Consider the following 26146-nt stretch of genomic DNA (forward strand, 5'->3'; position numbering starts at 1 on the left):
CCCTGGAACTTCCTGCACGGCCCGTTTATACGGATGAGAGGCAACTGCCGTGGAAACCTTCGAACGCGCCAAGCTGGACGCATACTTCGCCCGGATCGCCGTCCAGTTCGCCCCCGACGAGCAGACCTCGTCGTTCCTGATCACCCACCTCCTGGCCGAGCGCCCCGCATTCGTCCGCGCCGTTGCCGCGTTGACGCGGCTCACAGCGGTGCTGCCCAAGCCGAAGTCTGTCCACCCGGCTGCCCGGCGCGAAACCGAGCGGACCGTCGCTGTCGACACCCTGACCCGCGAACTGTTCACCGACCCGGACACCGCGCTTGACTACTTCGAATCCCGGGCTGCCGGGGAGCCCATCTCCCTCTTCGACGTCGGCGGCTACTTCGCCCCCACCCTCACCGACCTCCATAGCCGCTTCACCGGCCGCCTCGTCGGCGTCGTCGAGGACACCGAGAACGGCCACCGCCGCTACGAAGCTCTCGACAAACTGCCCTGCCCCGTTATCTCGGTGGCCCGCTCCCCGCTCAAGGACCCCGAGGACTACCTCGTCGGCCAGTCCGTCGTGTTCTCCACCGAGGCCGTCATGCGCGGCCGCGGCGACATCCTCCATGGCCGCCCCGCCCTCGTGATCGGCTTCGGCAAGCTCGGCTCCTCCATCGCCCGGCTCCTGCATGCCAAGGGCGTCCAGGTCACCGTCTTCGACATCGACCCCGTACGCCGTACCCAAGCCCTGTCCCAGGGCTTCACCGTCGCCCGCGACCGCGAGAGCGCGCTCACCGGTGCTGGCCTGGTGCTCTGCGCGACCGGCGCGGTCTCCCTGCGCGGCGAGGACTTCTCCCACCTGCGCAACGGCGCTTACGTCGCCACCGTCACCTCCAGCGAGGACGAGCTCGACCTCGCTGGCCTGCCGGACGTCTACACCCGCACGGTCGTCGGTGACCACGTCACCCGCTACCAGACAACCGGCCATTACTTCTATCTGGCGAACGGCGGCAATGCCGTCAACTTCATCCACGGCGCGAGCGTTGGGCCGTTCATCTTCCTGATCCAGGCCGAGATCCTCGCCGCGATCAGGATGCTTACCCGCGGGGACCTCGCTCCTGGCATCCACGAGGTTCCCGCACCTGACCGCGAGGCCATCGCGGCGACCTGGCTCTCCTACTTCAACAGGTGATCACCATGCCCATCACGGCCCAGCACATCCGCACCACCATCAGCGCCTACCTCGATGAGCACCCTGAGGACAAGCGCGAGATCGCAGTCGTCCAGGGCCTCCTCGATGAGGGTGACGACCTCACCAGCCGCAAGTCCCTGCCGGGACACGTCACCGCAGGAGCGATCCTCGTGGGCCGCGACGGCCGTGTCCTGCACATCCTCCACAACGCCACCGGCAAATGGCTGCTGCCCGGCGGCCACATCGAGCCCTCCGACGACACGCTCCTGCAGGCCGCCGGCCGCGAACTCGCCGAGGAGACCGGCATCCCGCCCCAGGTCGTCACCCCGCACAGCGAGATCCCGCTGCACATCGACATCCACCCCATCAACGCCAACCCGGCCAAGGACGAGCCCGCCCACCAGCACTTCGACTTCCGCTTCCTCTTCCGCACGACCGCCGACATCGGCGAACTGCAGACCGAAGAGGTCACCGATGCCGCGTGGCGCACGGCGGATAGTCTCGCCGACGAGCGGCTGAAGCAACGGGTCGCCCGCGCGCTTCTCTAACCACCGAGGGCCGGCGACTCCCGAGCACAACTACGATGCCGCCGTGCTCGGGGCGCCCGCGCGTGCGGTCGGTGCGGCCAGCTTCTCTCGACTCGGGTCTTACTCGGCAGCCAGTCGGGGGCCGCACGGCCGACCGAAGCGGGCGCAGGCAATCACCTCGGCGACCGGTGGGCCATCCGCTCAACTGCCCGAAATTGCCGCCTCACCGGCTGGTGGGGGACCGGTCACACACAAGCGAGGCAGGCCACGACCAACTCCCAGCCCCTCCCAGATACCATCCGGTAAGGCGCCTTCATTCGACAAAGGGGACCGGTGGACCTACCCAACAGGCTCACCAAAGCCAAAGACCTACTTATATCGGGCGAACACCAGTCAGAGGTCCCCGACGTCATCGGGTACCAAGACGTACAACACCAGTGGGAACGCGGATACCGCGAGACGCTGGCGCGGGCCATCGAGGACGGCGCATGCGGCCCGGAAAGTACCAGCATCATCGACTTCCCCAAGACGGATCTGACCGTACGGCCACTGGCCCGTTTCTCCACCCGAGACCGGCTTATCTACGACGCACTGGTCTTCACTGTCGCTGATCAGATCGACTGCCAGCTTCACCCCGGCGTCTCCAGCTACCGATGGGACCGTTTCAAGGGCGAGCCCATCGGGTGGTGGTCCAACTGGTCCTCCTACCGGGCGAAGTCTCTTCTGGCTATCCGCTCCGATACTTCACTTAAGGTCGCCTATCTCGACATAGCGGCCTTCTATGAGCACATCGACGTAGCCATGCTCGGGGACGATCTAGAAGTCCTCGGTGGTGACGGTCGGGCCACCGGCCACATCATCGACTTCCTCACCCGGTTCCAGACCATCAACCACGCCTGGGGCCTGCCCCAAGGGCCGGACGCCTCCGGCATACTCGCCAATCTCTACCTGGCCCCTATCGATTCCTACCTGGCCCAGAACAGCGCCCGGTTCCTGCGCTATTCCGACGACATCAAGGTCTTCCACCCCGACTGGAGCGAGCTGCGCGACCTGTTCCTCGGCGTGAACAGCCAACTGCGCTCCAGGAGGCTCGCCATCTCCTCCAGCAAGACCGTCATCCTCGATCCCCAGGATGCCCGGGAACGCGAGACCGACATCCGGCATGACTCGCTCGCCGGCGCCATCAGAAGCGGGCGCCCACGTGCTCGCGAAGATCTTGCAGCCTACTTCGAGAAGATCGTCAAAGAGGGGAAGTTCAACGGTAACCAGGTCCGCTTCGTTCTCGGCCAGCTCCGCATGATCAGAGATGATCGAGCCGTCAGCTGGTGCCTGGACAACCTCACCCGCCTCCCACACGCCATCACGCACGTGTTCAAGTACCTCAACGCAGCCAAGAGAAGAGCGCCCGAGATCGAAGCCGCCCTGGTCCGGTTTCTGCACTCCAACAACAGCGCCACACACCCACTGATTGAGCAGCGAATCCTGCGCTACCTCATCGCCATGGACATCAAGGATGAACGAGCAAAAGAAGCAGCGTGGAACATCCTCGGGGACTGTAACCGGGCCGAATACGCCCGCGAGTACGCCGCCCGCTACATCGGAGAGCACGCATCCATTGCCGAGGCCCAGATGCTCCGCCACCGCTTCGAGGGGGAGGCCAACGCTGCCGTCCGACGCGCCGTGCTCGTCGCGCTGTACGAGGCCCGCTACCTCACAACCCGCTACCGCAACGAGATCAGATCTTCCGTCCCCGGCATGGAATGGCTGTGCAGCTTTCTTGCCACAAACCCGCACATAAGTCCGCCCCGGATTGGGCCCTATGTCTACTTCTGACACGCTGTACGAGAGCATCAAGACCGAACTGGCGCGCATCCAGAGCAACTGTCTCTACACCGCGCAGGGATACTTCGAAGCGGCCAAGAGCGCGGAGAAGTGGGGGCGGCTGATGGTGTTCATCCCCGCCTGCGTGACCGCAATATGCAGCCTCCTGGTTGCTGTCAAAGTCGGCCCCGAAGTCTTCTTCAGTGGGCTCGGTGCCGTCTCCGGAGCCGTCGCAGCCACTGCGGCTTTCCTGGGCTCACCCAAGACGGCGGCTGACCATCTCGCTTCTGCCCGCGCCTACACCGCGCTTAAGCACCGCGCAGACACCGAGATCAGTCTCCTGACCGAGGCATCCGACCTCGCGGTCTTCGAAGCTAGAACCCGAGAGTTGAGCGCCGACTACGTACGCATCACCTCTACCGACACACCGATGGCGAACAAGTTCTACGAGAAGGCCCAGCAGCGGGTACAGCAAGGCGCGGCCGAGTAGCCGAGTTTCGCGACCAGCAGCCAGTGCCCAGGTCATTCACCCCGGCCCCCAACCCACCCTGACACACGCTCCGGCCTGGACGGCGCCGCCTGAACTGGTGACCGTGGTGTGGTTCGACGGTGCCCTGCCTTTGGCGCTCCGCCAGCCAATCCAGCAACGCCGTCGGGGACGGCTTCGACCGCCTCGTCTCCGAAGGTCACCTCCGACGCTGGTGGCCCGGCATCTACGAACCGGAGACGCCAGCGTTCGGCGGGAAGGCCAACATGACGGCTGCGCAGGCGCTGTTCGTCACCGACAGCCGAGAGATCCAGCAATTGCGCCAGTGCGAGGATCTCACCATCAGGCCCAGGGGGCTGTCCGTCCTGCTGTGCACGATCATGATGCGCGCCGCCCGGTTGGAGTGGTACGAGCAGGGCGATGTCTGGGACTACCGCGTCATCACGACGGAGCACCGCTCATCCGTCAGCGACGTTCCGGCGGAACGGTTCAACTCCCGAGCCCATGAGATCCGCCCCCTGCTTCTCGCCGACAGCGACACCCTGCTGCGCTCCGGCGGCCGCTGGAACCCGTCACCGAGTGGGCAGCCGCGTTCCGCAGCGCCAGCCAAGCACTCGCCCACGGCGTCCAGGACGGGTCATTGGATCGCGGGCTGCGACAGGTGCTCAGCTATCACGTGATCTCCCACTGGAACCGGCTCGGGCTGTCCATGCGCGGGCAGAGCATCCTGGCCTGGGCAGCCAGGGCGGCAATCCTGCACGGCGAGGAGCGCGAGGAGAGCGCTCAGGTACCGCAAGGCGCGGCTGGCCAGATCAATTGACGACGGGTAGCCAAGCGCGCGAAGCTCTTGGTGAGGAACAGTGGACTGGTCGCGACACCTCCTACCAGGTGCTTCATCGCACTGCGGAGCCGCCCAACTGGCCGACATCGCGGACAGGTTGGAAAAGGCTTCTTGGTTCTCCGCGAGCCCCAAGAGACGCAATTTCTGGAAGGAAATCCTTGGCGAATAACCCGTTGAACCTTGACAAGGTCGGCGAATGGTCAGGCATCTGGTGGCTGCCCGACGACCCTGACCAGCCGATACCCGGTGTCCTGCGATACTCGCCGGACGACGGCCTGGTGCTTTCGCTGATCGGTGCGTTCGAGGACCGCATCATGTCGACGCCCTCTCCTGGCCTTACCGTGTTCCACGAGGGGAGCCGGAACTGGGACGTCATCCATGGCGCTGCCGAGCAACGGGAGATCTCCCTCCTCGGCTGTTACCCGAACGGTGTGAAGCGAACCATCGGCGCACGGGTGGAGAGCCCTGACAAGCAGACCGTGGTGGCGATGACCGCCCTCGTCGGGGCGCATGTCAGCGGCGAGGACGACGCTGTATTTTCCGCTGCGGAGATTGCCGTCGAGGACCTCGGGCTCTGGGCCGCTTCGTCGGTGTTCGTGGGGTCCCTAGGTGCTCCCGATGGCAAGATCGACGGGACTGGGAGCATCTCCGTGAAGCCGGTGCAGACGCGGTCGGTCCTAGTCGACGGGACCGAGTTCCGCCTACAGCACCAGCACACGCTGCCGTTCTTCGACCAGCGCAAAGGCGGCACCGTCGGGCGCATGCGCGACACGGCGTTCGTGCGCGTTGTCCCGGCCGCCCCGTTCTCCTTGGGCAGCGCGCGGGAAGCGGCCAGCCTGGTGCAGGACCTCATCTCGCTTGCGACCCATCGAGCCGCCGGCCTGATCTGGCTCCGGCTTGAAGTGGCGGAGACCGAGCCCGCGCTGCTGCCGGACGGCCGCCCCGCGCCAAGGCGACGCGCCAATGTGCTCTACTCGCCTACAGCGCTCGGCAGGGGAAACGCCAAGGCAGTCGACCACCACCGTGTCTTCTTCACGTGTGAATCGATCCCGTTCGAGGAAGTCGTGCCCCGATGGTACGAGGCACGCGGTCGGCTGCAAGCGGCTACCCGCATGATCCTGGGCCTCCGCTACGCGCCAGCCCGCTACGTGGAGAACAACCTCCTGACGGTAGTGGGAGCCGCCGAGGTGCTGCACCGCGGTCTCCGCATCGACGAGAAGCCGTTTCCCAGGGCGGAATTCAAGGCGATGCGCGACGCCATGCTCGAGCAGGTGCCTGAGAGGCACCGGGAGAGGTTCAAGGGAGCCATCCGCAACGACCCGACGCTCCGGGACCGGCTATACGCCCTCGCCGCGCGCCCCGACCAGGACGCGATCGCGCTTCTCATGCCAGACGTGGACCGATGGGCCGAAAGGACCACGCGGGCCCGCAACGACCTGACGCACGAGGGAAAGACGCCTAATCACCGCATAGAGGAGCTAATTGCCGTCGTGGAGGTGACCATGGCAGTCGTCATTCTCAATCTTTTGCACGAGCTCGGCCTGCCTGCTGAGCGGCAAAGCGAGATCGTGCGGGAGCATCCCCAGCTCAGAGCGACTGCCAGCACTGCTCGCGAATGGCTGGTCTCGCCCGATGCCGTCTCCTGAGCCGCCGCGTGGCTGACGCCCTCAATCTTGCGGAGGCTTCAGGTAGTCGCCCGCTGAACTCCTCCGACGCCGCGCTCCAGCCTTCAGGGTGGGAGGTGAGCAACAGTCGGTGCTGCTACTTGTGCGTGCTGTCGTACGACATCTCCGCCTCGAAGGTGGAGGTCGGCTCGTATCTCGTAGCAGATTCGGAGCCGTTGAACTGGTGGAGCCAGGCCGGGCCCCCGGATCAGACTTATTGCAGTACCGGAAGCAGGACAGAGGGTTGCAGTTTGGGTTGCATTCAGTGGCGTTCAGGACCGTTCATACGGCCGATCCGATACCCCTGCACCGCAGGTCAGAACGTCGGCGAACCCGCCCGGACCCCCGCACGAACAGTTGGAAAGCGTGCACGCGCCCTCGGCTCACGGCGAGAGGAGGGGCGCGGCCGGCGCCGACAGATTTCCTCTCGGACCCGGGTCGCCCCGGGTCACCCCCGGACAAAGTTGGGGATGTCGACGGGCTTGGCCGGGTACAAGCAGAGAAGCCCCAGAACTGGTCTGGGGCTTCTCCGTCGTTGAATCTGCGCTGCCGTTGGCCGAAGGCTGCTGCCGGCAGCCACCCCGGGCACCACCACTGCGGCCGGGTGCGAAAACGTCAGCGGCTACGCGCGGGCTGGGTACGGCGTTTGAGGGTGCGCCGGTAGTCCTGGAACCGGGCCTTGGCGATCACCGAGCGGTCGCCGCTGCGGAGCACGATGCCCTCGGGATGGCTGCCCGCGCCCTCGTCCAGGGCCACGCGGGTCGTCGGCAGTTGATCGACGAGGAACGTCTGCATCTCGGCAATACAAGTCGGCACGTCACCCGCGTCCACAGTGGCCAGCCGCGGGACCAGGTCGATGTCTTCGGCCTTGGCGAACTGGGTCAGTTCGTACTCGGAGAGGAACCGTTGCCCGCCGTCCTTGCGCCAGGCGGAGATCTGGGTACGCGGCCACTCCAGGACATCGAGTGGGACGTCGGCCGTGTCGAACAGGCGGTAGCCGGCGGTGCGGCTACTGGTGTATTCACAGCTGGCCGCGGTTCGAAGCCGTCCGCGCCCACCAGCCAGAACCCCCCCCGCAGCGACTCGCTGCGGGGGCGTTGACGGTAGTAGTTGACAGCAGTGGTCGGTCAGACCGCCGCGGCGCCGTACAAGAAGAGGCTTCTCGCCGCGGCCGCGGAAGAGTTTTCCTACTTCATCAAGGCACCCGGCTGCGCTCCACTTCGCCGGGCGCGCTTTGCTGACCCGTACTCACTCATCTGCTGCGCTTCGCCCTGCGGGCCAGGAGCTTGCCCAGTTCCCACAGGAGCAGGAGCACGACGGCGGACAGCAAAGCCCAGCCGAACTGCCGCAGGTTGATCTCGGTGGTGCCGAGGATGCGGCGGAACCCGTCCATCTGGGTCACCAGCACCGCGAGCACGAACTGGGCCAGCGCCACCCAGTTCATCTGCTTGCTGTCGAACGTGCTCGTCGTCAGCACCGAATCCGTCTCGCTACGGCATTCGAACGCGGCGACGATCAGGCAGAGCGCGAAGGCGGTGAACGCCATCGAGCTGCCGATGCGAACGTTGCCGAAGTAGGACTCACCCAGCTTGATCAGCCCGAGGAGAATGATGGTGATCGCCAGTCCGCTGAGCCCGACCGTCACCATCACGGGCCGGGTCAGTACCGACTCCCCTCGAGGACGTGGCCTGCGCCGCATGAGCCCCGGGCTCTCCTGGTCGAAGCCGAGTGCGAAGCCGAACGAGGCATTGACCACGAAGTGGATCCACAACACCTGTGGCGGGGTGAAGGGTTCACCGGCTGCGATGTTGAAGATGGTGGCTCCGAGGAAGGTCAGTACGAAGGTGACCAGCAGCAGGAGTACGAACCGGATGTACTTGGTCAGGTTGTCGTAGAGCTTTCGGCCCTGCTCCACGGCGTACACGATGGTGGCGAAGTTGTCGTCGGACAGGATCATCCGCCCCGCGTTCTTCGCCACGTCGGTGCCGCTGCCCATGGCGATACCGATGTCGGCGGACTTGATGGCGGGTGCGTCGTTGACGCCGTCGCCGGTCATCGCCACGACGTCACCCTTCTTCTTGAGTGTGGTGGCGAGCAGCACCTTGTGCTCCGGCGCGACCCGCCCCACCACACCGATGTCGTCGATGCGGGCCAGTTGCTCGTGCTCCGGGAGCGCGGCGAAATCGGCGCCGAGGATGGCTTCACCTGAGATCCCGAGCTGCTGGGCGATGGCGACACCGGTGGTGACATCGTCCCCGGTCACCATGCGGACCCGGATGTGGGCGTTCTGGGCGTTGGCCACGGCGGCCCGGGACTCGTCGCGCGGCGGATCGACCATGCCGACCAGGCTGGTCATCCGCAGGTCGGTGACGTAGGCGAGCAGATCGGCGTCGGGATCGAAGCCAGCCGGGTCCAGATCCCGGGTGGCCGCCGCCATCACCCGGCGTCCCTTACCCCCCATGCGCTCGGCCTGTTCCTGGGCGCGCCGTCCGAACTCGGCGTCCCACGGGACGGTCGCGCCGGCCGAGAGCGCCGTGGCTGCGCGGGCCGTCACCGCCGGAGCCGCGCCCTTGACGAAGCAGCGCACCACCGGCCGGCCGGCCGAATCGACGGCGGAATTGAAGGTGGCCATCAGCTTGTAGCTCGGGTCGAACGGCAGCGTGGCGATGCGGGACAGCCGCTCGCGCGTGGCTGCGATGTCCAGCCCGGCCTTGTGGGCCAGTACCAGGAACGCGCCCTCAGTGGGATCGCCCACGACCTCGCCGTCCACCAGCTCGGCGTCATTCGCGACGAGGTACGGGAGGATCGCGTCCTCGATGCCCGCGGACGAGCCTGCGGCGTGATGGATCCTCCCATCGAGGCCATAGCCCGTGCCCGAGACGGTGTACCGGTCGGTGGGGGTCACGATCTCGACCACCGTCATCTGATTCATGGTCAGGGTGCCTGTCTTGTCCGAGTTGATCGCCGACGTGAACGCCAGGGTCTCGACCGACGGCAGCTCCTTCACGATCGCGTTGCGCTTCGCCAGGTTGAGGCTGCCGACGGAGAGGATCGCCTGGGTCACCGTCGGCAGGGCCTCGGGAATGGCGGCGATGGCCAGCGAGACCGCACTGACGAACAGCACGTCCCATGCCTGGTCGCGGCTGCGCCCGAGGGCGAACATCACGATCATGGTCAGGCCCGCGGCGGCCGTGATCCACAAGGTCAGCTTGTCGAGCTCCTTGGTGAGCGGCGGCTTCTCCTTCTCGGTCGCCGACAGCATCTCCGAGATCTTTCCGAGTTCCGTGTCCTCGCCGGTCCCGGTGACGATGACGACACCGCTGCCGTGCGTGACCGGAGTGTGCATGAACGCTGTGTTCGACTGGTCCCCCGGGCCCAGCCGGGCGTCCGGCAGCGTTCCGGCGTCCTTCGCGGCGGGGACGCTCTCGCCGGTGAGGGCCGACTCGTCGATCTGCAGCGCGTGAGCTTCGATGATCCGCCCGTCCGCCGGGACCTGGTCACCGGCGGAGATGAGCACGACATCGCCCACGACCAGCTGTTCCGACGGGATCTCCGACTCCGTTCCGTCGCGCCTCACCCGGGCCGTCGTCGTCAGCATGGACTTCAGCGCGTTCATCGCGCTCTCGGCCTTGCCCTCCTGGCGCAGGCCCACGATCGCGTTCAGCAGCGTCAGCAGGATGAGCAGGATCGCTGTGCTCCACTGCGCGATCAGCAGCGAGACCCCCGCCGCTGCCACGAGGACGATCTGCATATAGCTGCCGTACTGCTCGATGAACCGCCGCCACGCCGGACTCGGCTTCTCCTCCGGCAGCGCGTTCGGTCCGTTCACGGCCAGCAGCTCGGCAGCCCGGGCCGCGGAGAGTCCGGACGCCGGATCGACACCGACTGCCGACGCGACTTCCTGCGGAGAACGCGCGTACCAGATCTCCGGAGCACCGGCTCGCTGGGCGGCTGCCCGTTTCGACTGAATCACCATGGTCAGGACTCCGATCCGGATCCGGTCCGCCACATCCCGACAAGCTAGGCCCGCTTGCCCTTCTTGGTCCGCCGCGGCGCAACGGACGACTGCTTCAGCTTCGCCGTACGGTCGGTTCGGTGCCGTTCGCCGCCGGCTTCGGGCATCGGATGCCCGGCCACGTACGGATCGGCCGGCGCGCCCTCAGGAGCCTCGGCCTCCAGCTCTCGCCTGGCGGCCCGGAGGTCCTTGCGCGCCTCCTTACTGACCACGGGGTAGCGGGGGTCGATCTCCATCAGCGTGTGCGCCAGCACCGCTGCCGTACAGATACGCGCGTACCACTTCCGGTCCGCCGGTACGACGTACCAGGGCGCCCACGGGGTACTGGTCGCCGAGAGCATCTCGGAGAACGCGTGCTGGTAGTCGTCCCATCGCCGGCGCTCCTGGACATCGGCGGCGGAGAACTTCCAGTTCTTCTCCGGCACGTCGAGCCGCTTCATGAAACGAATGCGCTGCTCTTCCTTGGAGAGGTTCAGGAACAGCTTCACCACCTTGAACCCGTTGTCGGTCAGGTAGCGCTCCCAGCTGTTGATATCCCGGTAGCGGCGGTCCCAGATATCCGCCCTTCGTACATGCTCCGGCAGCCGTTGCCGATCGAGGATCTCCGGGTGCACCCGCACTACGAGGACCTCTTCGTAGTGCGAACGGTTGAAGATCGCGATGTTGCCGCGCGCGGGCAGCCTGGCGGCGTACCGCCACAGGTAGTCGTGGTCGAGCTCTTCGGCGGAGGGCTGCTTGAAGCTGCTCACCTTGACACCTTGCGGGTTCACCCCGCTCATGACATGCCGGATCGTCCCGTCCTTGCCTCCGGCATCCAGTGCCTGCAGACAGAGCAGCACTCCGTAGGTGTCCTGGGCGGCCAGACGCTCCTGGTACTCGGCGAGCAGCGACACACCCATGTGCAGCAGCTCCACACCGCGCTCCTTCTTCAGGCCGGCCTTGTAGCGGGGGTCGAAGTCCTTGCCCAGGTTCACCCGCGATCCCGGCTTCACCCGCAGTGGCTCGATGAGTTTCGCGATGCGTTCGGCCCTCGCGTCCGTCATGACGACCCGCCTCTTTTCCTGTCACGCCGAGTGCCCCTCGGTTCAGGGCGCTCGCCAACATGGCCCAAGTCCGAAGCGGGCGAGGGCTGGAGCCTCTCGGGCATTCACCGGCTGCGCAGAGGGGAGCGCGCCATGCTCCCGGGCGGTCTTCAAGCCTCCGACCACCCGAAGGAGGGCGACTGCCTCGTCCTGCCGGGCGGACGTCTCGGCTACCTGGGGCACCGCCGGACCGAAGCATGTGTGCGGACCGGGACCGCGACTCGTTCCCTGCGGTGGGGTGCTGTCGCCGGCGGTGGATGCCGGCTCATCCGTCCTCATCGTTAAACCGCCCGCGCGCTCGCAGGATCCAGGTCTCAAGGGCCAGAGACTGCATGGCCGATGGCCCCGGACCCGACTGTCCCGAGACAGCTCGACGGCCTGCGAGGCCGCCTCCCCCATTCTCAGGCCCCCCGGTCGAAACCGCCTCACGGACAACGCCCTCACGAGGGGTCCCTGCGATGTCGCAGGAACGATGCTCGAAACCGGGCCGCGGGGGAGGGGGCCGTGCGAGGCCGCCCGAGGCCGCCCGAGGTCGATCGATGACGACCGACAGCGACAGGTGAGCTGCAATACCGAGCAGCGGAGCCGCAGTGGCCGGCAAGGTCCAGCCGGCTTCGAGGAGTACGCCGACTGGAGCGAGCAGCTGCTCCCTTGGGAGGACGTCGAGGCGAAACTGGGCGGCTACCTGGTCGGTCTGGCGGTGTTGGTGCTTACGAAGACCCAGCCCTGCCCGAACGCGGAGACCTCCGCCCGGGAACCGTGATCGTTTTCACCAGGATCTCCCTGTACCTCAACTACTCACACCCGAACTACCGGCCGCCCGAGAAGTGATGGCCCTCGCCGGTTTGTCCGACCTCCCTTGCCTGTCGGCCAACGATCAGGGCGGCGAAGGCGTCGAGGACGCGTTGCAGACCGAAGGAGTAGGCGTGGGCGGGGTCGTAGGCACTGCTGTGTGCGGCGCCTGCGGCTGCGCCGACGCGGACGGCAGTGGGGTAGGTGTTTTCGTCGAGGACCCGGGCGAGGAGCGGGGCGTTCAGCTCCCACCATTGTTGGTCGTTCAGGGCGCTGTCGTGCTGTGCGGCGCGGGCGTCGGCGACGGCGCGGGCGCATGCCTGCACGAAGGTGAGTAGGTGGGTCAGGCAGTCATCCATCTCGACGTCGCTGAGGCCGAGGCCGTCGAGCCCAGACAGTTCGTGCTCGTACTTTGACATCTGCCCCGGCCCCAGCGGAGGCCTGACGGTGGAGACGGCCGCGGCCCATGGGTGGCGTTCGAAGAGGGCTTTGTTCTCCTCGGCGATAGCGGTGACGCGTTGGCGCCAGGGCTGTCCGGTGATGTCGGTGCGGGGCATGCGGGCGTAGGCGGCGTCGAGCATGAGGTCGAGGAGTTCGGCCTTGCCGGGGACGTAGGTGTACAGCGTCATCGGCACCACGCCGAGTTCCTTGGCCACCCGGCGCATGGTCACCGCGTCCAGGCCTTCAGCGTCGGCGATGGCGGTGGCAGCCTCGATCACCGCGTCGATGCTCAACCCCCGTCGCGGTCCTCGGCGACGGTCGGAGGAGGAGCTGCGCCACAGCAGTTGCAGGGTGTGGGCCGGGTCGCCCGAGCTGGTTCGTTCCGTTGGCACGGGGTCATCCTCTCGCAGTCAAACTCTGTACGATGTATATTGTACTGCGTATAGAGAATGTGCTCAGTGCGATCTCGGAGGAGTTTTCATGAAGGTCACCTCTAGTGCCGTGTCGCTCAACGTCGACGATGTCCCCGCATCCAGCGCCTTCCTCGTCGAGCACTTCGGGTTCCGCGAGGAGATGGCCGCCGACGGCTTCGCGTCCCTGACGCGCGACGACGTCGGCATGAACGTCATCTTTTTGCGGCGGGGGCTGGACACCCTCCCGGCAGACCAGCGCGACGAGCACGCCGCAGGTCTGATCCTCGCCTTCGTCGTCGAGGACCTCGAAGGCGAGCTGGCGCGCCTGCGCTCTGAAGGCGTCACGATCACCATGCCGCTGACCGACGAGGAGTGGGGTGAGCGCGCCTTTCAGGTCCGCGATCCCAACGGCGTCATCGTCCAACTGGTCGACTGGAACGCACCCACCAGCCGCTGAGACAACCGGCGGCGCCGCCCCGAAGCGATGACGCCCAGCCAGGGTCACAGGGCGCCGCGAGGAGAGGCCCCGACCTGTTGTTGAGCCCCTCAATCAAGTAGAGAACGCGAGGGGCCCTGGAAATTTTCGAATTTTCGAGGAGCCCCAACAGGGCCGACCTCGGCGGACTGGGGCCGGTTTTTCCCGGCTTCCGGCCGACGAGGGAGGCCGCCGCGGCCGCGGGTAGAGCCCACCGCATACTGACGGCGCTCAGTACTACGCAGCCCGCCGCGACAACGGTCAGACGGCTCCCGGGGTCGACGGCCCGCCGGGCCGCACTGCTGATCACCGCTCTGTCCACCCGGACGACCGTACGCAGCCCAGGGGTGCCCCGGCACTGCCGAAAGTCCCCCTGCGCAGGCGGTGTGCCGCTGCCGGCCGGAGTGGTTGTGGCTCCAGGCAGACGCCGGACCAGGCCCAGCTCAAGCACGGTGTGCCGACGGAGCCGTCCAGTTGGGCGAGTTCAGCCGTACCGTCCGTACCGGCTATACCGTCCGTCAGGACGACTCCGGGGGCGCGCCACCACTCATGTCACATCGTGGTCAGTCATCGGCGGGACGCTTCTTGGGCCGTCCGCTCGGTCGGCTCAGGCGTTGGGGCGCTTGCCGTGGTTGGCGTTCTTCTTCTTACGGCCGCGTCGCTTGTTTCCTCGCTTGGCCATGCTGCACATCTCCTTGTTCAGGCGTTCAGGCGTTCGCGAATTCGCGCATTCGGGACTTTTCGTGCCTTCGTCAGTCTAGGTTCGGCCCGGTGAGACCGCATCAGGGGGCGATTCTCGGGCCGTCACCCGTATGGGCGCGTCCGGGTGGTCGCGCGGGAGCGTGCCGCGCAGGGTCGGTTCTGTCTTGCAGTCCCGCTTCCGGTCAAGGAGTCTCCATGGCACACTCAGCGCCCATGCCCGGCCAGGCCCGTACCGCCGAACTCGGGGGCATCAACCCCTGGGCGGCCGGTGGGATCACGTTCGCCGGCGTGCTGCTGCTCGTCGACGGTGTCCTCGGAGTGATCAAGGGCATCACCGGTATAGCCTCCGACGAGGTCTACAGGCGTGTCAGGAACTACACGTTCAAGTTCGATGTGAGCGCATGGGGATGGATCCACCTCGTCCTCGGCATCGTGCTCGTATGCGTCGGCTGGGGCATCCTCAAGGGCGCCGCCTGGGCCCGTGTCACGGGTGTGGTGCTCGCCGCCATCAACCTGGTCGTCAACTTTGTCTGGCTGCCGTACCAGCCGGTCTGGGCGATCGTCTCCATCGCCATCGACGCGTTCGTGATCTGGGCCCTGTGCACGGAGACCTCGGAGGCGGTCATCTGAGTCATTCGGGTGCCAGGGCCCGACTCGGCTGTCCGGGAGGCCAGTTGGCCCATGCCGATCCTCGGTGAGGGTGAGTGAGTGAATGCGCTGGTGCGCGAGTGAGTGAGTGAGTGAGAGGACTGCGGTGTCGGAGGAGAACACGGAAGAGCTCGTCGCGCTCGCCGCCGAGGCGTATGTCTACGGCTGTCCGCTGGTCCACGACCTGTCGACGGTCGAGAACTTCATGCACACGGGCTTCGGGCCGCTGCCGCCCACCCCCTTCAACCACTTCGCGCATTCCGCTCAACTGGCTCTCCCCTACACGCACTTCTTGTCCGTCGACAACGACACCGTCCACTCGATCGCCCACCTCGACCTCTCCGGCGGGCCGGTCCTGCTCCATGTCCCCGACACGGGCGGCGCGTACTACGTGCTGCAGTTCGTGGACGCCTGGACCAACAACTTCGCGTACGTCGGCCGCCGAGCCACCGGTACGGAGGCCGGGGACTGGCTCGTCGTGCCACCCGGCTGGTCGGGCAGCGTGCCCGACGGGATGCGCGGGGTGATCGACGCGCCGACCTCCGTCATCTCCGTCATCGGCCGCAACGCCTGCAACGGACCGGACGATCTGGGGCGGGTCCGCGCGCTTCAGGCACAGTTCACCCTCACACATTTCGAACCGGGGACCCACCGCACGGGACTGCCCGCGCCCGACCCCGACGCACCGGAGTCGCTGCGGTTCTTCGAGCGGCTCAGGGTGTGGATGGCCGATTTTCCGCCGTCCGCGGCCGACCAGGCGTATCAGGACCGGTTCCAGCCGCTGGGGCTGCTGGAGGAGGGGCCCTCGCCGTATGTGTCCGCCGACCCCTCCCTCGTACACGCACTGACCGAGGGCCTGGCGCGGGGCAAGGCGCGGGTGGAGGAGGCGAGCCGGCCCGCGACGGCGGTAGGGGGCTGGGAGATGGATCCGCATCTCTTCGACTACAACCTCGACCGGTACGGCATCGGGACCGTCGACTCCCCGGAGTGGCGGATCGCGGACCGGGAAGCTTCCTATCTGACCAGGGCCGTGGTGGCACGGAGCGCGCTGTGGGGGAGCCATGGGTACGAGACGCTGTACGCCCACACCTTCCGCGACGCCGACGGCGAGCGGCTGAACGGCGCCCACTCCTACGTGCTGCGCTTCGACCGGCAGCCGCCGGTCGAAGCGCTCTGGTCCCTGACCATGACCACGTCCGACACGCCGGATCACCACCGCGTCGAGAAGTCGGCGGAGCGGTACTCGATCGGTGACCGCACCCCGGGCCTCGTATACGGAGAGGACGGTTCGCTGACGATCCACATGCAGAGGGAGCGTCCGGCCGCCCCGGCTGCGGCGGCGAACTGGCTTCCCACACCCGACGGGGACTTCCGGCCCGTGCTCGGGCTGTATGTACCGGGACCCGAGATTCTCGACGGTACGTACGAGATCCCCGCTGTCGAACGGAGCGGCGGACGGCGAACGGAGTGGTGAGGTGAGGTGCGGGGGAGCCCGGCGGGCGGCTGTTTGCCCCGGGCGTTGTCAGTGGCTCGGGTCACACTGGAGGCATGTGCCGCAGCATCAAGACCCTTCGCCCGCCCGCTCTCCCCGAAGAGGCCACCGAGGAGGAGATTCGGGCCGCCGCCCTGCAGTTCGTACGCAAGGTGTCCGGCTTCCGTGCGCCGGCCGCGCACAATAAGGAAGTGTTCGACCGGGCTGTCGACGAGATCGCCGAGGCGACCGCCAGGCTTCTGGACGGTCTGGAGATAAGGGGAGCCGTCAGGGCGCCGTAGTGGCAGTCGCGGGCGCCTGGGCTTGGGCCGCAGCCGCTGCTGCCGGGCGGCGCATGAGGTACGCGGCCAGGGTGCCCGCCACGAACAGGGCGAGGACCGAGACGGCCGTGCCCACCCAGGTCGCGCCGAGCCAGTGGGCAGCGAAATATCCGAGGCCCACGCTGTATCCGGCCCAGGCCACGCCTGCCAGGGCCGACCAGGGCAGGAATTCCTTCGCCCTGCGATGCGCGGCACCCGCGCCCAGGGAGACGACCGAGCGGCCCGCCGGGGCGAAGCGGGCGATGATCACGAGGATGCCGCCGCCCCGGGCGAGGGCGGCGCCGAGACGTTCCTGCGCGGAGCTGAGGCGGCGGGAGCGGGCGATGGCCCGGTCCAGACGTTCGCCGCCGCGCCAGGCCAGCCGGTACGCGACGAGGTCACCGAGGACCGAGGCGGTGGCCGCGCACAGGATCAGGGCGAGGAGGGAGGGGACCTGGGACACCTGCTCGGCGGCGTGCGCCGCGGAAGTCGCACCCGCGACCGTTGTTGAACCGGCGGCTGCCGTGGCGGCAGCGATCACCAGGACTCCGCTGGGCAGCACGGGCAGAAAGACGTCCAGGAGCACCGAAAGGGCGATCACGGCGTAGATCCATGGGCTGCCTATCAGCGCACCCACACTCTCAAGCACCTACTACTCCCCGATCGGAACAACGCCGCGACGTCGCAGGGGAGCGGCAGGAGCGGCAGGGCCAGTTGTACAGCGTACGCCTGACGTTCATCAGGTGATCGAAAAATTTCGGGCGATGTTGGAAAGCTCACGTACACCCGGAAATGGGAAGATTAGGCTCCGGGTGCGGGTGTACGTGAGGAGTGGCCGTGGAGCGGCCCGCGGCGGACGGGCCGGCCGTGTCGGAACGGCCCGGAACGGCCCGCGAGCGGAAGGGCCGGCCCGGCTCGTGAGGGGAAGGGCCGGTCCGGCTCGTGCGGATTAGGCCGTTATGGCGGTCAGACCGATACGGCCGGTGCCTGCTGGCCGGTGCCTGCTCGCGTGCGCGGGTTGCCGAACCATGGCCCGCCGGTCCTGTGCCGGCCGACCGGCGGCGTGCCCGTCCGCCCGTGCCGCGCCGGCAGCCGGCCGCGCGCACCCAGCGCGCCTCATTGGCGTCGAGCATCGACCGTCGCTGTTCGTCGAGCTCGCGGGCCGCGCGGGGCTCCACCATCAGCAGCCGTACTCGGCCGAAAACACGTCAGTAGCTCCAGGGCGCGAGCGTGGGCTCGGCTTCCGCCTCGGCGGCGAAACAGCGCAGGGTTTCGGTGCCGTCCGGGACGGCGCGCACCGCCATGCCGTCCCGGTGTACTGGTACGGAACCGTGCGGCGTGCACGGCCCCGTATGGTACGGAACGACGAGGGAGGGCGGGACGGTTCCGCTCGGCGGCCCCTTGCCGAGGTGCTGGGCCAGGGGCCCGGTGAGGCGCCTGGCCCAGCACCTGGCGAGGGGCCGGTTGCGGTGTTCGGTGCGGGGGTCAGCAGCCGTTCAGGACGGACTGCAGGGTGCTCTTCTCGGCCGAATCGACGCTCAGGTCGTAGTAGTGCTTCACATGCACCCAGGCGCGCGCGTACGTGCACAGGTACGAGGTGCGCGAGGGCAGCCATTCGGCCGGGTCCTTGTCGCCCTTGGACTGGTTGACGTTGTCCGTGACCGCGATGAGCTGCGGGCGCGTCAGATCGTTGGCGAACGACTGCCGTTGGGCGGTGGTCCAACTGCTGGCGCCCGACCGCCAGGCCTCGGCGAGCGGGACCATGTGGTCGATGTCCAGGTCGGAGGCGGCGGTCCAGGTGGCACCGTCGTACTCCGAGTACCAACTTCCGCTGACGGCCGCGCAGCTGGAGTCCTGCGTCACATTCGTGCCGTCCCGCTCGAGAACGACCTCACGGGTGTTGCAGGCGCCCGACTGGGTGATCCAGTGCGGGAACTTGTCGCGGCTGTAGCCGGTCGACGAGCCCTCCGCGGAGACGGTCAGCTGGCTCAGATAGGTGCGGGCGGTCGACGCGGAGACCGGGGTGGGCATGGCCGCCTGGGCGGTGGGGGCGGTGAGCAGCCCGGTGGTTGCGGCGAGGGCGGCGGATGCGACGACAACAGCGGTGCGACGCGCGTAGACACCTGACATGCGAACTCCCTTGATGTGGGGGGCCTTGGACGGGTGACCCTTCGGGCCCGACCATCGTGGCGGCGCCGGGTTTCCGTGGGGTGGGCGCCAGGTAACAGGGTGGCGACATGGGCACGTCACATCAAGGGTTCTGGCGAACAGCGCTGGAGCATGGGGGTGTACGTCCGCATCTGCGCGGGCGCATGTGCTGACGCATCGGCAACTCGCCTAAGCCGTAGACCGGTTCGCGCGGGTGGCCGGAGTCGGGCCGGTCATAGGGTTACGGCGTGCTGCTACCGGTCAACATCACGCTCGGGGTCGTCCTCGCCCTGCTGCTCGTGGCGGCGGCCACCGTCGCCGCCCTGGCCTCGCTCGGCCGGTCGCGCGAGATCTTGGTGGCCGGGCTGCGGGCCGCGGTCCAACTCGCCGCGGTTTCCCTGCTCATCGGCTGGGTGGTCCGTTCGCTGCCGCCGCTGCTCGCGTTCGTGGCGCTGATGTACGCCGTGGCGGTACGGACGGCGGGCCGCCGGATCACCCGCAATCGCACCTGGTGGTGGGCTGCCCTGCCGATCGGTGCGGGGGTCGCGCCGGTGATCGCCCTGCTGCTGCTCACCGGGATCGTCCCGGTCCGGGGCATCGCGCTGATCCCGGTGGTCGGCATCCTCATCGGGGGTGCGCTGACCGTGACCGTGCTCGGCGGGCGGCGGGCGCTGGACGAGTTGACGACCCGGCGCGGAGAGGTGGAGGCGGGTATGGCGCTCGGACTGCTCGACCGCGACGCGAGGCTGGAGATCGCCCGGCCCGCAGCGGCGGACGCGCTGCTGCCGGGGCTCGATCAGACGCGGACGGTGGGGCTCGTCACGTTGCCGGGCGCCTTTGTGGGCATGCTGCTGGGCGGCGCCTCACCGGTCGAGGCGGGGGCCGTGCAACTGTTCGTGCTCGTTGCGCTGATGGCCGTACAGGTGGTGGCCGTCACGGTCGTGCTCGAACTGGTGGCGCGGGGACGGCTGTACCGGGACTGAGGCCCGCCGGGGCCGGCTATTGCGCGGCGATGAGTGAGCGCGGCGGTCGCGTCCATGAAGGCGGGCGCTGCGGCGATCGGGGCGACGCCGTCGGTGTCGGCGGTCTCCTCGGCGAAAGAGAACAAGCAGCCTCGCCCGCCGGTCAGGGGGGTGACGGGCGAAGGCTACTTTGTTCCATCACGATACAAAAACCTGTCCGGGAAAGCCAATCCCCTCCCGGGTGGAGTCGTCGAGCGCTCCGTTCCGGGTGGTCAGGAGCGTCCCCGGCTCGTCGTCTCGGTGATCAGCGAGACGGCCCGTCAGCTGGAGGGGCGCGGACTGGTCCGGCGCGAGGGCATACAACTGGTGCTCACTCACAGAGGCCGGCTCGGAAGTAGTGGTGAAGCTCGCGGAGTCCCGTGAGGAGTCGATGGCCGAGCTGCTGGGCGACTGGTGGGGGCCAAAACGGTCGACCGACCTGGTCGGGCTCGTGGTGGAGCTGACCGCCGAGACGAGCCGGGTCTTGCAGGGAACGGCCCCGCGGCCCCACGGCTCAGCCGAGGCGGAACCACGCGGCCGGACCCGCGTGAGCGGCTCCATGGAAACCCCTACAGCTCCTTGGCGAACCAGTGCTCCGCGTACTGCCGCCGGTGGAACGCCGGAACCTCCCGATAGCCGTGCTTGGCGTACAGCCCCCGCGCCTCGACCAGGTCATTGCGGGTGTCGAGCCTGACCGCGCGTACGCCGATGGCGCAGGCCGCGCTCTCGACGGCCGTCAGGAGCAAACCCCCGCCGCCTGTGCCGCGGTATTCGGGGCGTACGAACACCCGGGTCAGCTCCGCGATGTCCGCGTCCACCACCAGCAGCCCGGCGCAGGCCGCCGGTTTCCCCTCGAACCGGCCGACGACGAACTGTCCGGTGGGCGGGACGAGCCGGTCGGCGCCGTCGTCGGTGAGCCCCTCGTCGATCTCCTCGGCGGTCGCGGGCCGCCCCCAGTAGCGGCCGGCGACCTCGTCGTAGTAGTCCCGCCGCAGCAGCGCGGCGTCGGGGGAGTCGAAGGGTTCGGGGGCAACGGTCCAGGTCATGCCGGTCATTCTGACTTGAGCATGATCGGAGAAACGAGCGGATTGATGAGGCGGACGCTTCACTCCGCATGCAAGCGTTCGAATACCTTCCTCCCCCCGCCGACGAACACGGGAGAGGGCGGGGGAACCAGCGTTCCGGTGCCGAGACCCGGCCCGAACGGTCATCCAGACATCTTTTCGAAATGGGCTGAATGACCGTCAGGCGAAGAGAGGGCCGATTGTGCCTACCTCGTAGCGCAATGCGAAGGTTTCACGGCACGCCCAGGTCGAGGGACGGGCACGGAATCGGCGGGAGGGTCGGCGCGGCGTGGCGAATGCGGAGCACGGTGTGCGCGGAAATGCGACGACGGGGGCGCGGACCGGGGCGGCCAGGGCTCTGCTCTGGCTGGTTGTGGCCGCGCTGGCTGTACGGCAGATGGCGGTGGTGCTGAGACAGCCGCCGGGCGAACGGCTCACCGATCTGGAGACCTGGATCGGTGAGAACGGTGTCCTGCGTGTGACGGGCTCGATGTACGAGAACGACCAGTTCACCGGTACCCCGTTCGCAGGGCTGGTGCTGAAGCCACTGATCCGGACCGCGGAACAGAGCCTGGGCGTCGCCTGGACCTTCGGTTCGCTGCTGCTCGTCGCCGCCCTGGGCATCGTCGCCGCCCGCGCGCTGCCGGGCCCGGTCACCCGCCGCACCTCACTGCCGGCCGCCCCTGTCGCGATCAGCCTGTTGATGCTCTCCCTACCGGTCCGTAACGCACTCCACCTGGGGCAGACCAGCATCCTGCCGGTCCTGCTGGTGCTGCTGGCCTGTTTCGTGGTCCGCGGGGAGCGCACCTCGGGCCTCCTGATCGGTCTCGCGGCCGCGCTCCAGCCGACCGTGCTGCTCTTCGTGGTCCTGCTCTGGCTCACCGGCCGCCGACAGGCGGCAGTGACCGGCGGCGCCGCGTTCGCCAACTGCACCGCGCTGGCCTGGGCCGCGATGCCGCACGACTCGTGGACCTACTGGGTGCACCATGTGGCGGGCGCCGGACTCGGCGACGACGCGGACAGTCAGGCCAATCAGTCCCTGCACGGCGCGCTGCTCCGGTTCGGCCTGACAGGTCCGCTCGAACTCGCGCTGTTCGTGGTGCTGGCGGCCGCTGTCTGCTACCTCGGACTGCGTCGCGCCGTCCGGTACGCGCGCGACGGCCAGTTGCTGCTCGCCGTCGCCGTGACCGGCTGCGTCGCCGTCGCCATATCACCGACCGCTTGGCAGCACCAGTTGCTGTGGGTGCTGCTCGCCGTGGTCGGGCGGGTCGGCAAGCGGGCTTCCGACCGGCTGGTGTGGCCGGCGGCCGTGGTGCTCGTGCTCACACTGCCGGGGAAGATGCTGCTGCCGAACATGGCGGTGGTCTTCCCCGTGCGCGACAACGTGCTGCTGATCGCGGCGCTCGGCGCGGCCTGCGTCGCACCGTTCCTGCCGCGCACCTCGCCGTACTGGCAGCAGCCGATCCCCACGGACTACGCGGCCCCGGTCGCGGCCCGCTGGAGCCGCATCCCTCTGCTGCCGTTCTGGCGGCGGGTGCTCAGTCGGCCCGATCTGCTGCTGGAACTGCTCCTGATCAGGGTCGTCTACTCCGCGTACTCCCATGTCAGGCTCGCGGCGACGGCAGGACGTGCCACCGCCGAACAGCATGGCCGCCAGATCCACTCCCTCGAACAGTGGCTGCATATCGACATCGAGCACTGGGCCAACCACGCGGTCGTCGAGGTCGGCCGGCTGAGGGACTTCTTCGACCACTACTACTCGACGTTCCACTTCATCGTGCCGCTGACGATCCTCGGCGTGCTGTTTGTGCGACGCCCCGCGGACTACCGCTGGGTCCGCAGCTCCATCGGCTTCGCCACGGCCCTCGCGCTGGTCGGCTTCTGGCTCTACCCGCTGGCCCCGCCGCGGCTGATGCCGGGTCTGGGTTTCATCGACACGGTCAATGGGGTCCAGGACTTGGCGAAGCCGGACTACGGGACGCTGACGTCCATGACCAATCAGTACGCGGCGATGCCTTCGCTGCACTTCGGCTGGTCGCTCTGGTGTGGTGTGGTCGTCGTCATGCTGGCCCCGAAGATGTGGATGAAGGCGCTGGGGCTGCTGCACCCGCTGTTCACGGTCTCCGCGATCGTGGCCACGGCCAATCACTGGGTGCTGGACGCGGTGGGTGGCGCGGTCGTCGTCGCGCTCGGCTTCGGGCTGACCTACGTACTGGTGGGGCCGCGGAGGGCGCAGTTGCCGGTCGTGCCAGCGGTGGCGAAGCCGCAGAACGGGATCGCGGTGCCGGTGCCGATTCCGAGGTCGGCCGACGACGCGGTGAGCAGCAAGCAGCACTGGAGCGCGTGAAAGGCCGACGGGGTGCCGGGACGATGTGTTCGTCCCGGCACCCCGTCGGCATTGGATCGCCGCTTGACCAGCATCCGCCCATCGGCCCGGGTCCGCCACTCGAACGGCTCAGGGGCCGGTCGTCCCGAGCGCCCAGGTGGCGAAGGACAGCGTGGCCATGGACACCACCGTAGAGGCCACCACGGAGTTGCGGGCCACGCGGGTGTCCAGGCCGTACTGCTGGGCGTAGACGAAGGCGTTCTGAGCGGTCGGCAGCGCGGAACAGAGCACGACGGCCATCAACTGGTGGTCCGGCAGATGCAACAGCGGACCGCCGACGACGAAGGCGATCAGGGGCTGGACCAACGTCTTGAGTGCGACCGTCACAACGACCTCCGCGCGCTTCGTACGCACCGCGGATCCGGCGGGCTCGGCGTGCTCCGCCGGACCGTCGTTCGCCGGGCGGCTGTTCAGGGAGAGGCCCAGCGTGACCAGGGCCGTCGGCACGGCGGCGGCGCCGAGCAGGTCGCCGGAGTGGGTGAGGGCATGCGGCAGTTGCAGTCCGAGTGCGGAGACGACGACACCCAGCAACGAGGCCATGATGATGGGGTTGCGGACCGGCATGGTCAGCATCCGCCGGACCACGACGCCCTTTCCGGAACCGGTCCCCGTGCCCGTGTCCAGCAGTGTCAGGATCACCGGGGAGACCAACAACACCTGGAACAGGATGATCTGGGCGACGAACGACGCGTCGCCGAGCACCTGGACCGCCACCGGAATACCGAGATTCGCGGAGTTGACGTAGCCGGACGCCATGCTGCCGATCGCCCGGTCGGCCGTGCCGCGGCCGAAGAGCCGGCCGGCCGCCACGAAGCCGAGGCCGCAGACCAGCGCCGTACCCGCCGCGAAGGCCACCATCGAGGAGTTGGCGAAGGCGGCCGGCCGGGCCCCGGAAACCATGGTGAACAGGGCGGCGGGCATTGCCACATGGAAGACGAACCGGCCGAGCACGGCTTCCGCCTGTTCGCCGAGGAGACCAGTGCGGCCGACCGCGTAACCGATGGCCGTGAGCGTCCAGATGGGGGCGAAGGCGGAGAGCAGGGCGTGCATGCCCGTCATCATCCTCGTGCTGTTGTGCGTGTCCCGCGCGAGGGTTCGGACGGGGGCGCGGGGTTTGTCGGTACGGACGGCGGGGGCCGGGGCGCGAGGGGGAGGCGCCCGCCGTCCGAAGCTGCCGGAGGCGGTCAGCTCCCGGCGGTTCCGACGTCCGCGGTGCTCGCGGCGGTGCTGACCTGAAGCTGCTTGATCCCGTTGAGCCAGGCCGAGCGCAGCCGCCGCGGGTCGCCGACCAGCCGCAGGTCCGGCAGCAAGTCCGCGATCGCGTTGAAGATCAGGTTGATCTCCATCACGGCAAGGGACTTGCCGAGGCAGAAGTGCGGACCGCCGCCGCCGAAGCCGAGGTGCGGGTTGGGGTCGCGGGAGATGTCGAAGGTCTCCGGGTTCTCGAAGACCTCGGGGTCGTTATTGGCCGAGGAGTAGAACAGCCCGACCCTGTCGCCCTTCTTGATCTGCTGCCCGCCCAGTTCGACATCCTGAGTGGCGGTCCGCTGAAAGGAGACCACAGGGGTGGCCCAGCGGACGATCTCCTCGGCGGTCGTCTCCGGCCGCTCGCGCTTGTAGAGCTCCCACTGATCGGGGTGGGTGAGGAAGGCGTGCATGCCGTGGCTGATGGCGTTACGGGTGGTCTCGTTCCCGGCCACGGCGAGCAGGATCACGAAGAAGCCGAACTCGTCGGAGGAGAGGTTCCCTTCGCCCTCCGCGGCGACCAACTGGGAGACGATGTCCTTGGCCGGGCACTCCTTGCGGGCCGCCGCCAGATTCATCGAGTAGGAGACGATCTCCATGGCCGCCTCGGTGCCGACTTCCTCGGTGATCGCGTACTCGGGATCGTCGTACGCGGCCATCTTGTTGGACCAGTCGAAGATCCTGGACCGGTCCTCCTGCGGTACGCCGATGAGTTCGGCAATGGCTTGGAGCGGCAGCTCGACGGCGATGTTGGTGACGAAGTCGAACGATCCGTCGTCGTCGGCGGCGGCGAGAGCCGTCTCGACGATCGAGCGGGCGCGGCTGCGAAGGGCCTGCTCCAGGGAGCGTATCGCCCGGGGCGTGAAGCCTCGTTGGACGATCTGGCGGACCCGGGTGTGCTCCGGCGGATCCATGTTCAGCATGATCAGCTTCTGGACCTCGATCTGGTCGCGGCTGATCGATTCGTTGAAGCGGATGACGGCGGTGTTGGTGTTCGAGGAGAACAGTTCGGGGTGGGTGGAGACGTACTTGACGTCCGTGTGCCGGGTGACGACCCAGTAGCCCTCGTCATCGAAACCGGAGATACCGGCCGGCTGGGTGCACCACCAGACAGGTGCGGTCTGCCGCATCTGTGCGAACTCCGGGTGCGGAATGCGGGCGTGGAGCAGATCGGGATCGGTGAAGTCGAACCCTTCGGGCAGATGGGGGCAGGACATCGGCAACTCCAGGTCGGTCCGAGAGCCGCCCGAACAATGCCTGACGGCCCATCAGAAGTTGCCCGAAAGGTAGTAACGAGTTCTACAACTGGCAAGAGGGGTGGGTCGATCTGTTGCGTGAAGAGTGGGCGAGGCAGGTATGAAAACGGACGCAAGGTGCGTGCAAGACCCTTGCGTACCCGGGGTAAGCCCCACAAGACTGCCTACAGAACTAG

24 protein-coding genes and 2 pseudogenes are annotated in these 26146 nt (G+C 67.8%); 15 read left to right on the top strand and 11 right to left on the bottom strand.

The annotated features are described in order from the left end of the window. Positions 1-49 precede the first annotated feature (49 nt). From ACZ3IC_RS06575 to ACZ3IC_RS06605, 7 genes are all read left to right on the top strand, one after another. The gene (locus ACZ3IC_RS06575) at positions 50-1171 is read left to right on the top strand and encodes an adenosylhomocysteinase (protein ID WP_467413265.1); all 1122 of its coding nucleotides are present in this window, start codon (positions 50-52) and stop codon (positions 1169-1171) included. 5 nt (positions 1172-1176) lie between these two features. Next, a complete protein-coding gene (locus ACZ3IC_RS06580) occupies positions 1177-1719 on the top strand; it encodes an NUDIX hydrolase (RefSeq protein WP_467413267.1) in 543 nt (180 codons plus the stop codon). A 312-nt stretch (positions 1720-2031) separates the two neighbouring features. Further along, entirely contained in the window at positions 2032-3531 is a 1500-nt protein-coding gene (locus ACZ3IC_RS06585; RefSeq protein ID WP_467413268.1) for an RNA-directed DNA polymerase, read from the top strand. Then, positions 3518-4009 carry an SLATT domain-containing protein gene (locus ACZ3IC_RS06590; RefSeq protein WP_467413269.1) on the top strand — a complete coding sequence of 164 codons (492 nt, stop codon included), beginning with the start codon at positions 3518-3520 and terminating at the stop codon, positions 4007-4009. The genes ACZ3IC_RS06585 and ACZ3IC_RS06590 overlap by 14 nt, the downstream gene beginning before the upstream one ends. Before the next feature lie 119 nt (positions 4010-4128). Continuing rightward, positions 4129-4686 (top strand): thiopeptide-type bacteriocin biosynthesis protein, encoded by a 558-nt coding sequence (locus tag ACZ3IC_RS06595; protein ID WP_467413271.1) that lies wholly within the window; start codon positions 4129-4131, stop codon positions 4684-4686. Beyond that, a complete protein-coding gene (locus ACZ3IC_RS06600; protein ID WP_467413273.1) occupies positions 4683-4826 on the top strand; it encodes a hypothetical protein in 144 nt (47 codons plus the stop codon). The genes ACZ3IC_RS06595 and ACZ3IC_RS06600 overlap by 4 nt, the downstream gene beginning before the upstream one ends. A gap of 179 nt (positions 4827-5005) precedes the next feature. Next, positions 5006-6493: an ApeA N-terminal domain 1-containing protein gene (locus ACZ3IC_RS06605; RefSeq protein ID WP_467413275.1), complete on the top strand. Its 1488-nt coding sequence runs from the start codon at positions 5006-5008 to the stop codon at positions 6491-6493. Positions 6494-7126: 633 nt separating this feature from the next. Here ACZ3IC_RS06605 and ACZ3IC_RS06610 read toward each other — a convergent pair. From ACZ3IC_RS06610 to ACZ3IC_RS06620, 3 genes are all read right to left on the bottom strand, one after another. Beyond that, entirely contained in the window at positions 7127-7327 is a 201-nt protein-coding gene (locus ACZ3IC_RS06610) for a hypothetical protein (protein ID WP_467413276.1), read from the bottom strand. A gap of 436 nt (positions 7328-7763) precedes the next feature. Beyond that, positions 7764-10487, bottom strand: coding sequence for a cation-translocating P-type ATPase (locus tag ACZ3IC_RS06615; protein WP_467413278.1), 2724 nt, complete (start codon positions 10485-10487; stop codon positions 7764-7766). 44 nt (positions 10488-10531) lie between these two features. Further along, positions 10532-11569: a polyphosphate kinase 2 family protein gene (locus ACZ3IC_RS06620; protein ID WP_467413280.1), complete on the bottom strand. Its 1038-nt coding sequence runs from the start codon at positions 11567-11569 to the stop codon at positions 10532-10534. A gap of 598 nt (positions 11570-12167) precedes the next feature. Between ACZ3IC_RS06620 and ACZ3IC_RS06625 the strand changes: the two genes are divergently transcribed. After that, complete coding sequence (locus ACZ3IC_RS06625; protein ID WP_467413281.1) at positions 12168-12371, top strand: hypothetical protein; 204 nt, start codon at positions 12168-12170, stop codon at positions 12369-12371. Between the two features lie 46 nt (positions 12372-12417). On the opposite strand, the gene ACZ3IC_RS06630 is transcribed toward ACZ3IC_RS06625, so the two are convergent. Then, positions 12418-13233: a TetR/AcrR family transcriptional regulator gene (locus ACZ3IC_RS06630; RefSeq protein WP_467413284.1), complete on the bottom strand. Its 816-nt coding sequence runs from the start codon at positions 13231-13233 to the stop codon at positions 12418-12420. A gap of 88 nt (positions 13234-13321) precedes the next feature. Here ACZ3IC_RS06630 and ACZ3IC_RS06635 point away from each other — a divergent pair, with 88 nt between their 5' ends. Further along, positions 13322-13711, top strand: a complete 390-nt coding sequence (locus ACZ3IC_RS06635; RefSeq protein WP_467413286.1) for a VOC family protein — start codon at positions 13322-13324, stop codon at positions 13709-13711. Between the two features lie 625 nt (positions 13712-14336). Here the strand turns inward: ACZ3IC_RS06635 and ACZ3IC_RS06640 are convergent. Beyond that, entirely contained in the window at positions 14337-14411 is a 75-nt protein-coding gene (locus ACZ3IC_RS06640; protein ID WP_373302405.1) for a 50S ribosomal protein bL37, read from the bottom strand. A gap of 215 nt (positions 14412-14626) precedes the next feature. Here ACZ3IC_RS06640 and ACZ3IC_RS06645 point away from each other — a divergent pair, with 215 nt between their 5' ends. From ACZ3IC_RS06645 to ACZ3IC_RS06655, 3 genes are all read left to right on the top strand, one after another. After that, a complete protein-coding gene (locus tag ACZ3IC_RS06645; protein WP_467413288.1) occupies positions 14627-15061 on the top strand; it encodes a DUF7144 family membrane protein in 435 nt (144 codons plus the stop codon). Positions 15062-15167: 106 nt separating this feature from the next. Beyond that, a complete protein-coding gene (locus ACZ3IC_RS06650) occupies positions 15168-16553 on the top strand; it encodes a DUF1254 domain-containing protein (protein WP_467413290.1) in 1386 nt (461 codons plus the stop codon). 74 nt (positions 16554-16627) lie between these two features. Beyond that, positions 16628-16852, top strand: a complete 225-nt coding sequence (locus ACZ3IC_RS06655) for a DUF2277 domain-containing protein (protein WP_467413293.1) — start codon at positions 16628-16630, stop codon at positions 16850-16852. On the opposite strand, the gene ACZ3IC_RS06660 is transcribed toward ACZ3IC_RS06655, so the two are convergent. The 3 genes and pseudogenes from ACZ3IC_RS06660 to ACZ3IC_RS06670 form a co-directional block, all read right to left on the bottom strand. Further along, a complete protein-coding gene (locus ACZ3IC_RS06660) occupies positions 16839-17519 on the bottom strand; it encodes a DedA family protein (RefSeq protein WP_467413295.1) in 681 nt (226 codons plus the stop codon). The two genes, ACZ3IC_RS06655 and ACZ3IC_RS06660, sit on opposite strands and share 14 nt — an antisense overlap. 445 nt (positions 17520-17964) lie before the next feature. Continuing rightward, positions 17965-18171: pseudogene (locus ACZ3IC_RS06665) on the bottom strand (alkaline phosphatase D family protein); the annotation flags it as partial. A 184-nt stretch (positions 18172-18355) separates the two neighbouring features. Then, on the bottom strand, positions 18356-19000 hold the full coding sequence (locus tag ACZ3IC_RS06670; protein WP_467413297.1) for an HNH endonuclease family protein: 645 nt from the start codon (positions 18998-19000) through the stop codon (positions 18356-18358). 266 nt (positions 19001-19266) lie between these two features. Here ACZ3IC_RS06670 and ACZ3IC_RS06675 point away from each other — a divergent pair, with 266 nt between their 5' ends. Then, a complete protein-coding gene (locus ACZ3IC_RS06675) occupies positions 19267-20001 on the top strand; it encodes an ABC transporter permease (protein ID WP_467413299.1) in 735 nt (244 codons plus the stop codon). 279 nt (positions 20002-20280) lie between these two features. Next, positions 20281-20570, top strand: a pseudogene (locus ACZ3IC_RS06680) (EmrB/QacA family drug resistance transporter); the annotation flags it as partial. Between the two features lie 18 nt (positions 20571-20588). Here ACZ3IC_RS06680 and ACZ3IC_RS06685 read toward each other — a convergent pair. Further along, positions 20589-21065 carry a GNAT family N-acetyltransferase gene (locus ACZ3IC_RS06685; protein ID WP_467413301.1) on the bottom strand — a complete coding sequence of 159 codons (477 nt, stop codon included), beginning with the start codon at positions 21063-21065 and terminating at the stop codon, positions 20589-20591. 376 nt (positions 21066-21441) lie between these two features. Here ACZ3IC_RS06685 and ACZ3IC_RS06690 point away from each other — a divergent pair, with 376 nt between their 5' ends. Further along, positions 21442-23430 carry a bifunctional glycosyltransferase 87/phosphatase PAP2 family protein gene (locus ACZ3IC_RS06690; protein ID WP_467414011.1) on the top strand — a complete coding sequence of 663 codons (1989 nt, stop codon included), beginning with the start codon at positions 21442-21444 and terminating at the stop codon, positions 23428-23430. 108 nt (positions 23431-23538) lie between these two features. Here ACZ3IC_RS06690 and ACZ3IC_RS06695 read toward each other — a convergent pair whose 3' ends face one another. Next, positions 23539-24519, bottom strand: coding sequence for an AEC family transporter (locus tag ACZ3IC_RS06695; RefSeq protein WP_467413302.1), 981 nt, complete (start codon positions 24517-24519; stop codon positions 23539-23541). A 134-nt stretch (positions 24520-24653) separates the two neighbouring features. Then, entirely contained in the window at positions 24654-25931 is a 1278-nt protein-coding gene (locus tag ACZ3IC_RS06700; protein ID WP_467413304.1) for a cytochrome P450, read from the bottom strand. Positions 25932-26146 lie beyond the last annotated feature (215 nt).

The organism is Streptomyces sp. NPDC002958 (assembly GCF_055563255.1).

Excerpts from the sequence above, each read along its gene's own strand:
- ACZ3IC_RS06580 (WP_467413267.1), top strand. The coding sequence starts at position 1,177 with ATGCCCATCACGGCCCAGCACATCCGCACCACCATCAGCGCCTACCTC.
- ACZ3IC_RS06590 (WP_467413269.1), top strand. The coding sequence starts at position 3,518 with ATGTCTACTTCTGACACGCTGTACGAGAGCATCAAGACCGAACTGGCG.
- ACZ3IC_RS06615 (WP_467413278.1), bottom strand. The coding sequence starts at position 10,487 with ATGGTGATTCAGTCGAAACGGGCAGCCGCCCAGCGAGCCGGTGCTCCG.
- ACZ3IC_RS06620 (WP_467413280.1), bottom strand. The coding sequence starts at position 11,569 with ATGACGGACGCGAGGGCCGAACGCATCGCGAAACTCATCGAGCCACTG.
- ACZ3IC_RS06635 (WP_467413286.1), top strand. The coding sequence starts at position 13,322 with ATGAAGGTCACCTCTAGTGCCGTGTCGCTCAACGTCGACGATGTCCCC.
- ACZ3IC_RS06645 (WP_467413288.1), top strand. The coding sequence starts at position 14,627 with ATGGCACACTCAGCGCCCATGCCCGGCCAGGCCCGTACCGCCGAACTC.
- ACZ3IC_RS06655 (WP_467413293.1), top strand. The coding sequence starts at position 16,628 with ATGTGCCGCAGCATCAAGACCCTTCGCCCGCCCGCTCTCCCCGAAGAG.
- ACZ3IC_RS06670 (WP_467413297.1), bottom strand. The coding sequence starts at position 19,000 with ATGTCAGGTGTCTACGCGCGTCGCACCGCTGTTGTCGTCGCATCCGCC.
- ACZ3IC_RS06685 (WP_467413301.1), bottom strand. The coding sequence starts at position 21,065 with ATGACCTGGACCGTTGCCCCCGAACCCTTCGACTCCCCCGACGCCGCG.
- ACZ3IC_RS06695 (WP_467413302.1), bottom strand. The coding sequence starts at position 24,519 with ATGCACGCCCTGCTCTCCGCCTTCGCCCCCATCTGGACGCTCACGGCC.
- ACZ3IC_RS06700 (WP_467413304.1), bottom strand. The coding sequence starts at position 25,931 with ATGTCCTGCCCCCATCTGCCCGAAGGGTTCGACTTCACCGATCCCGAT.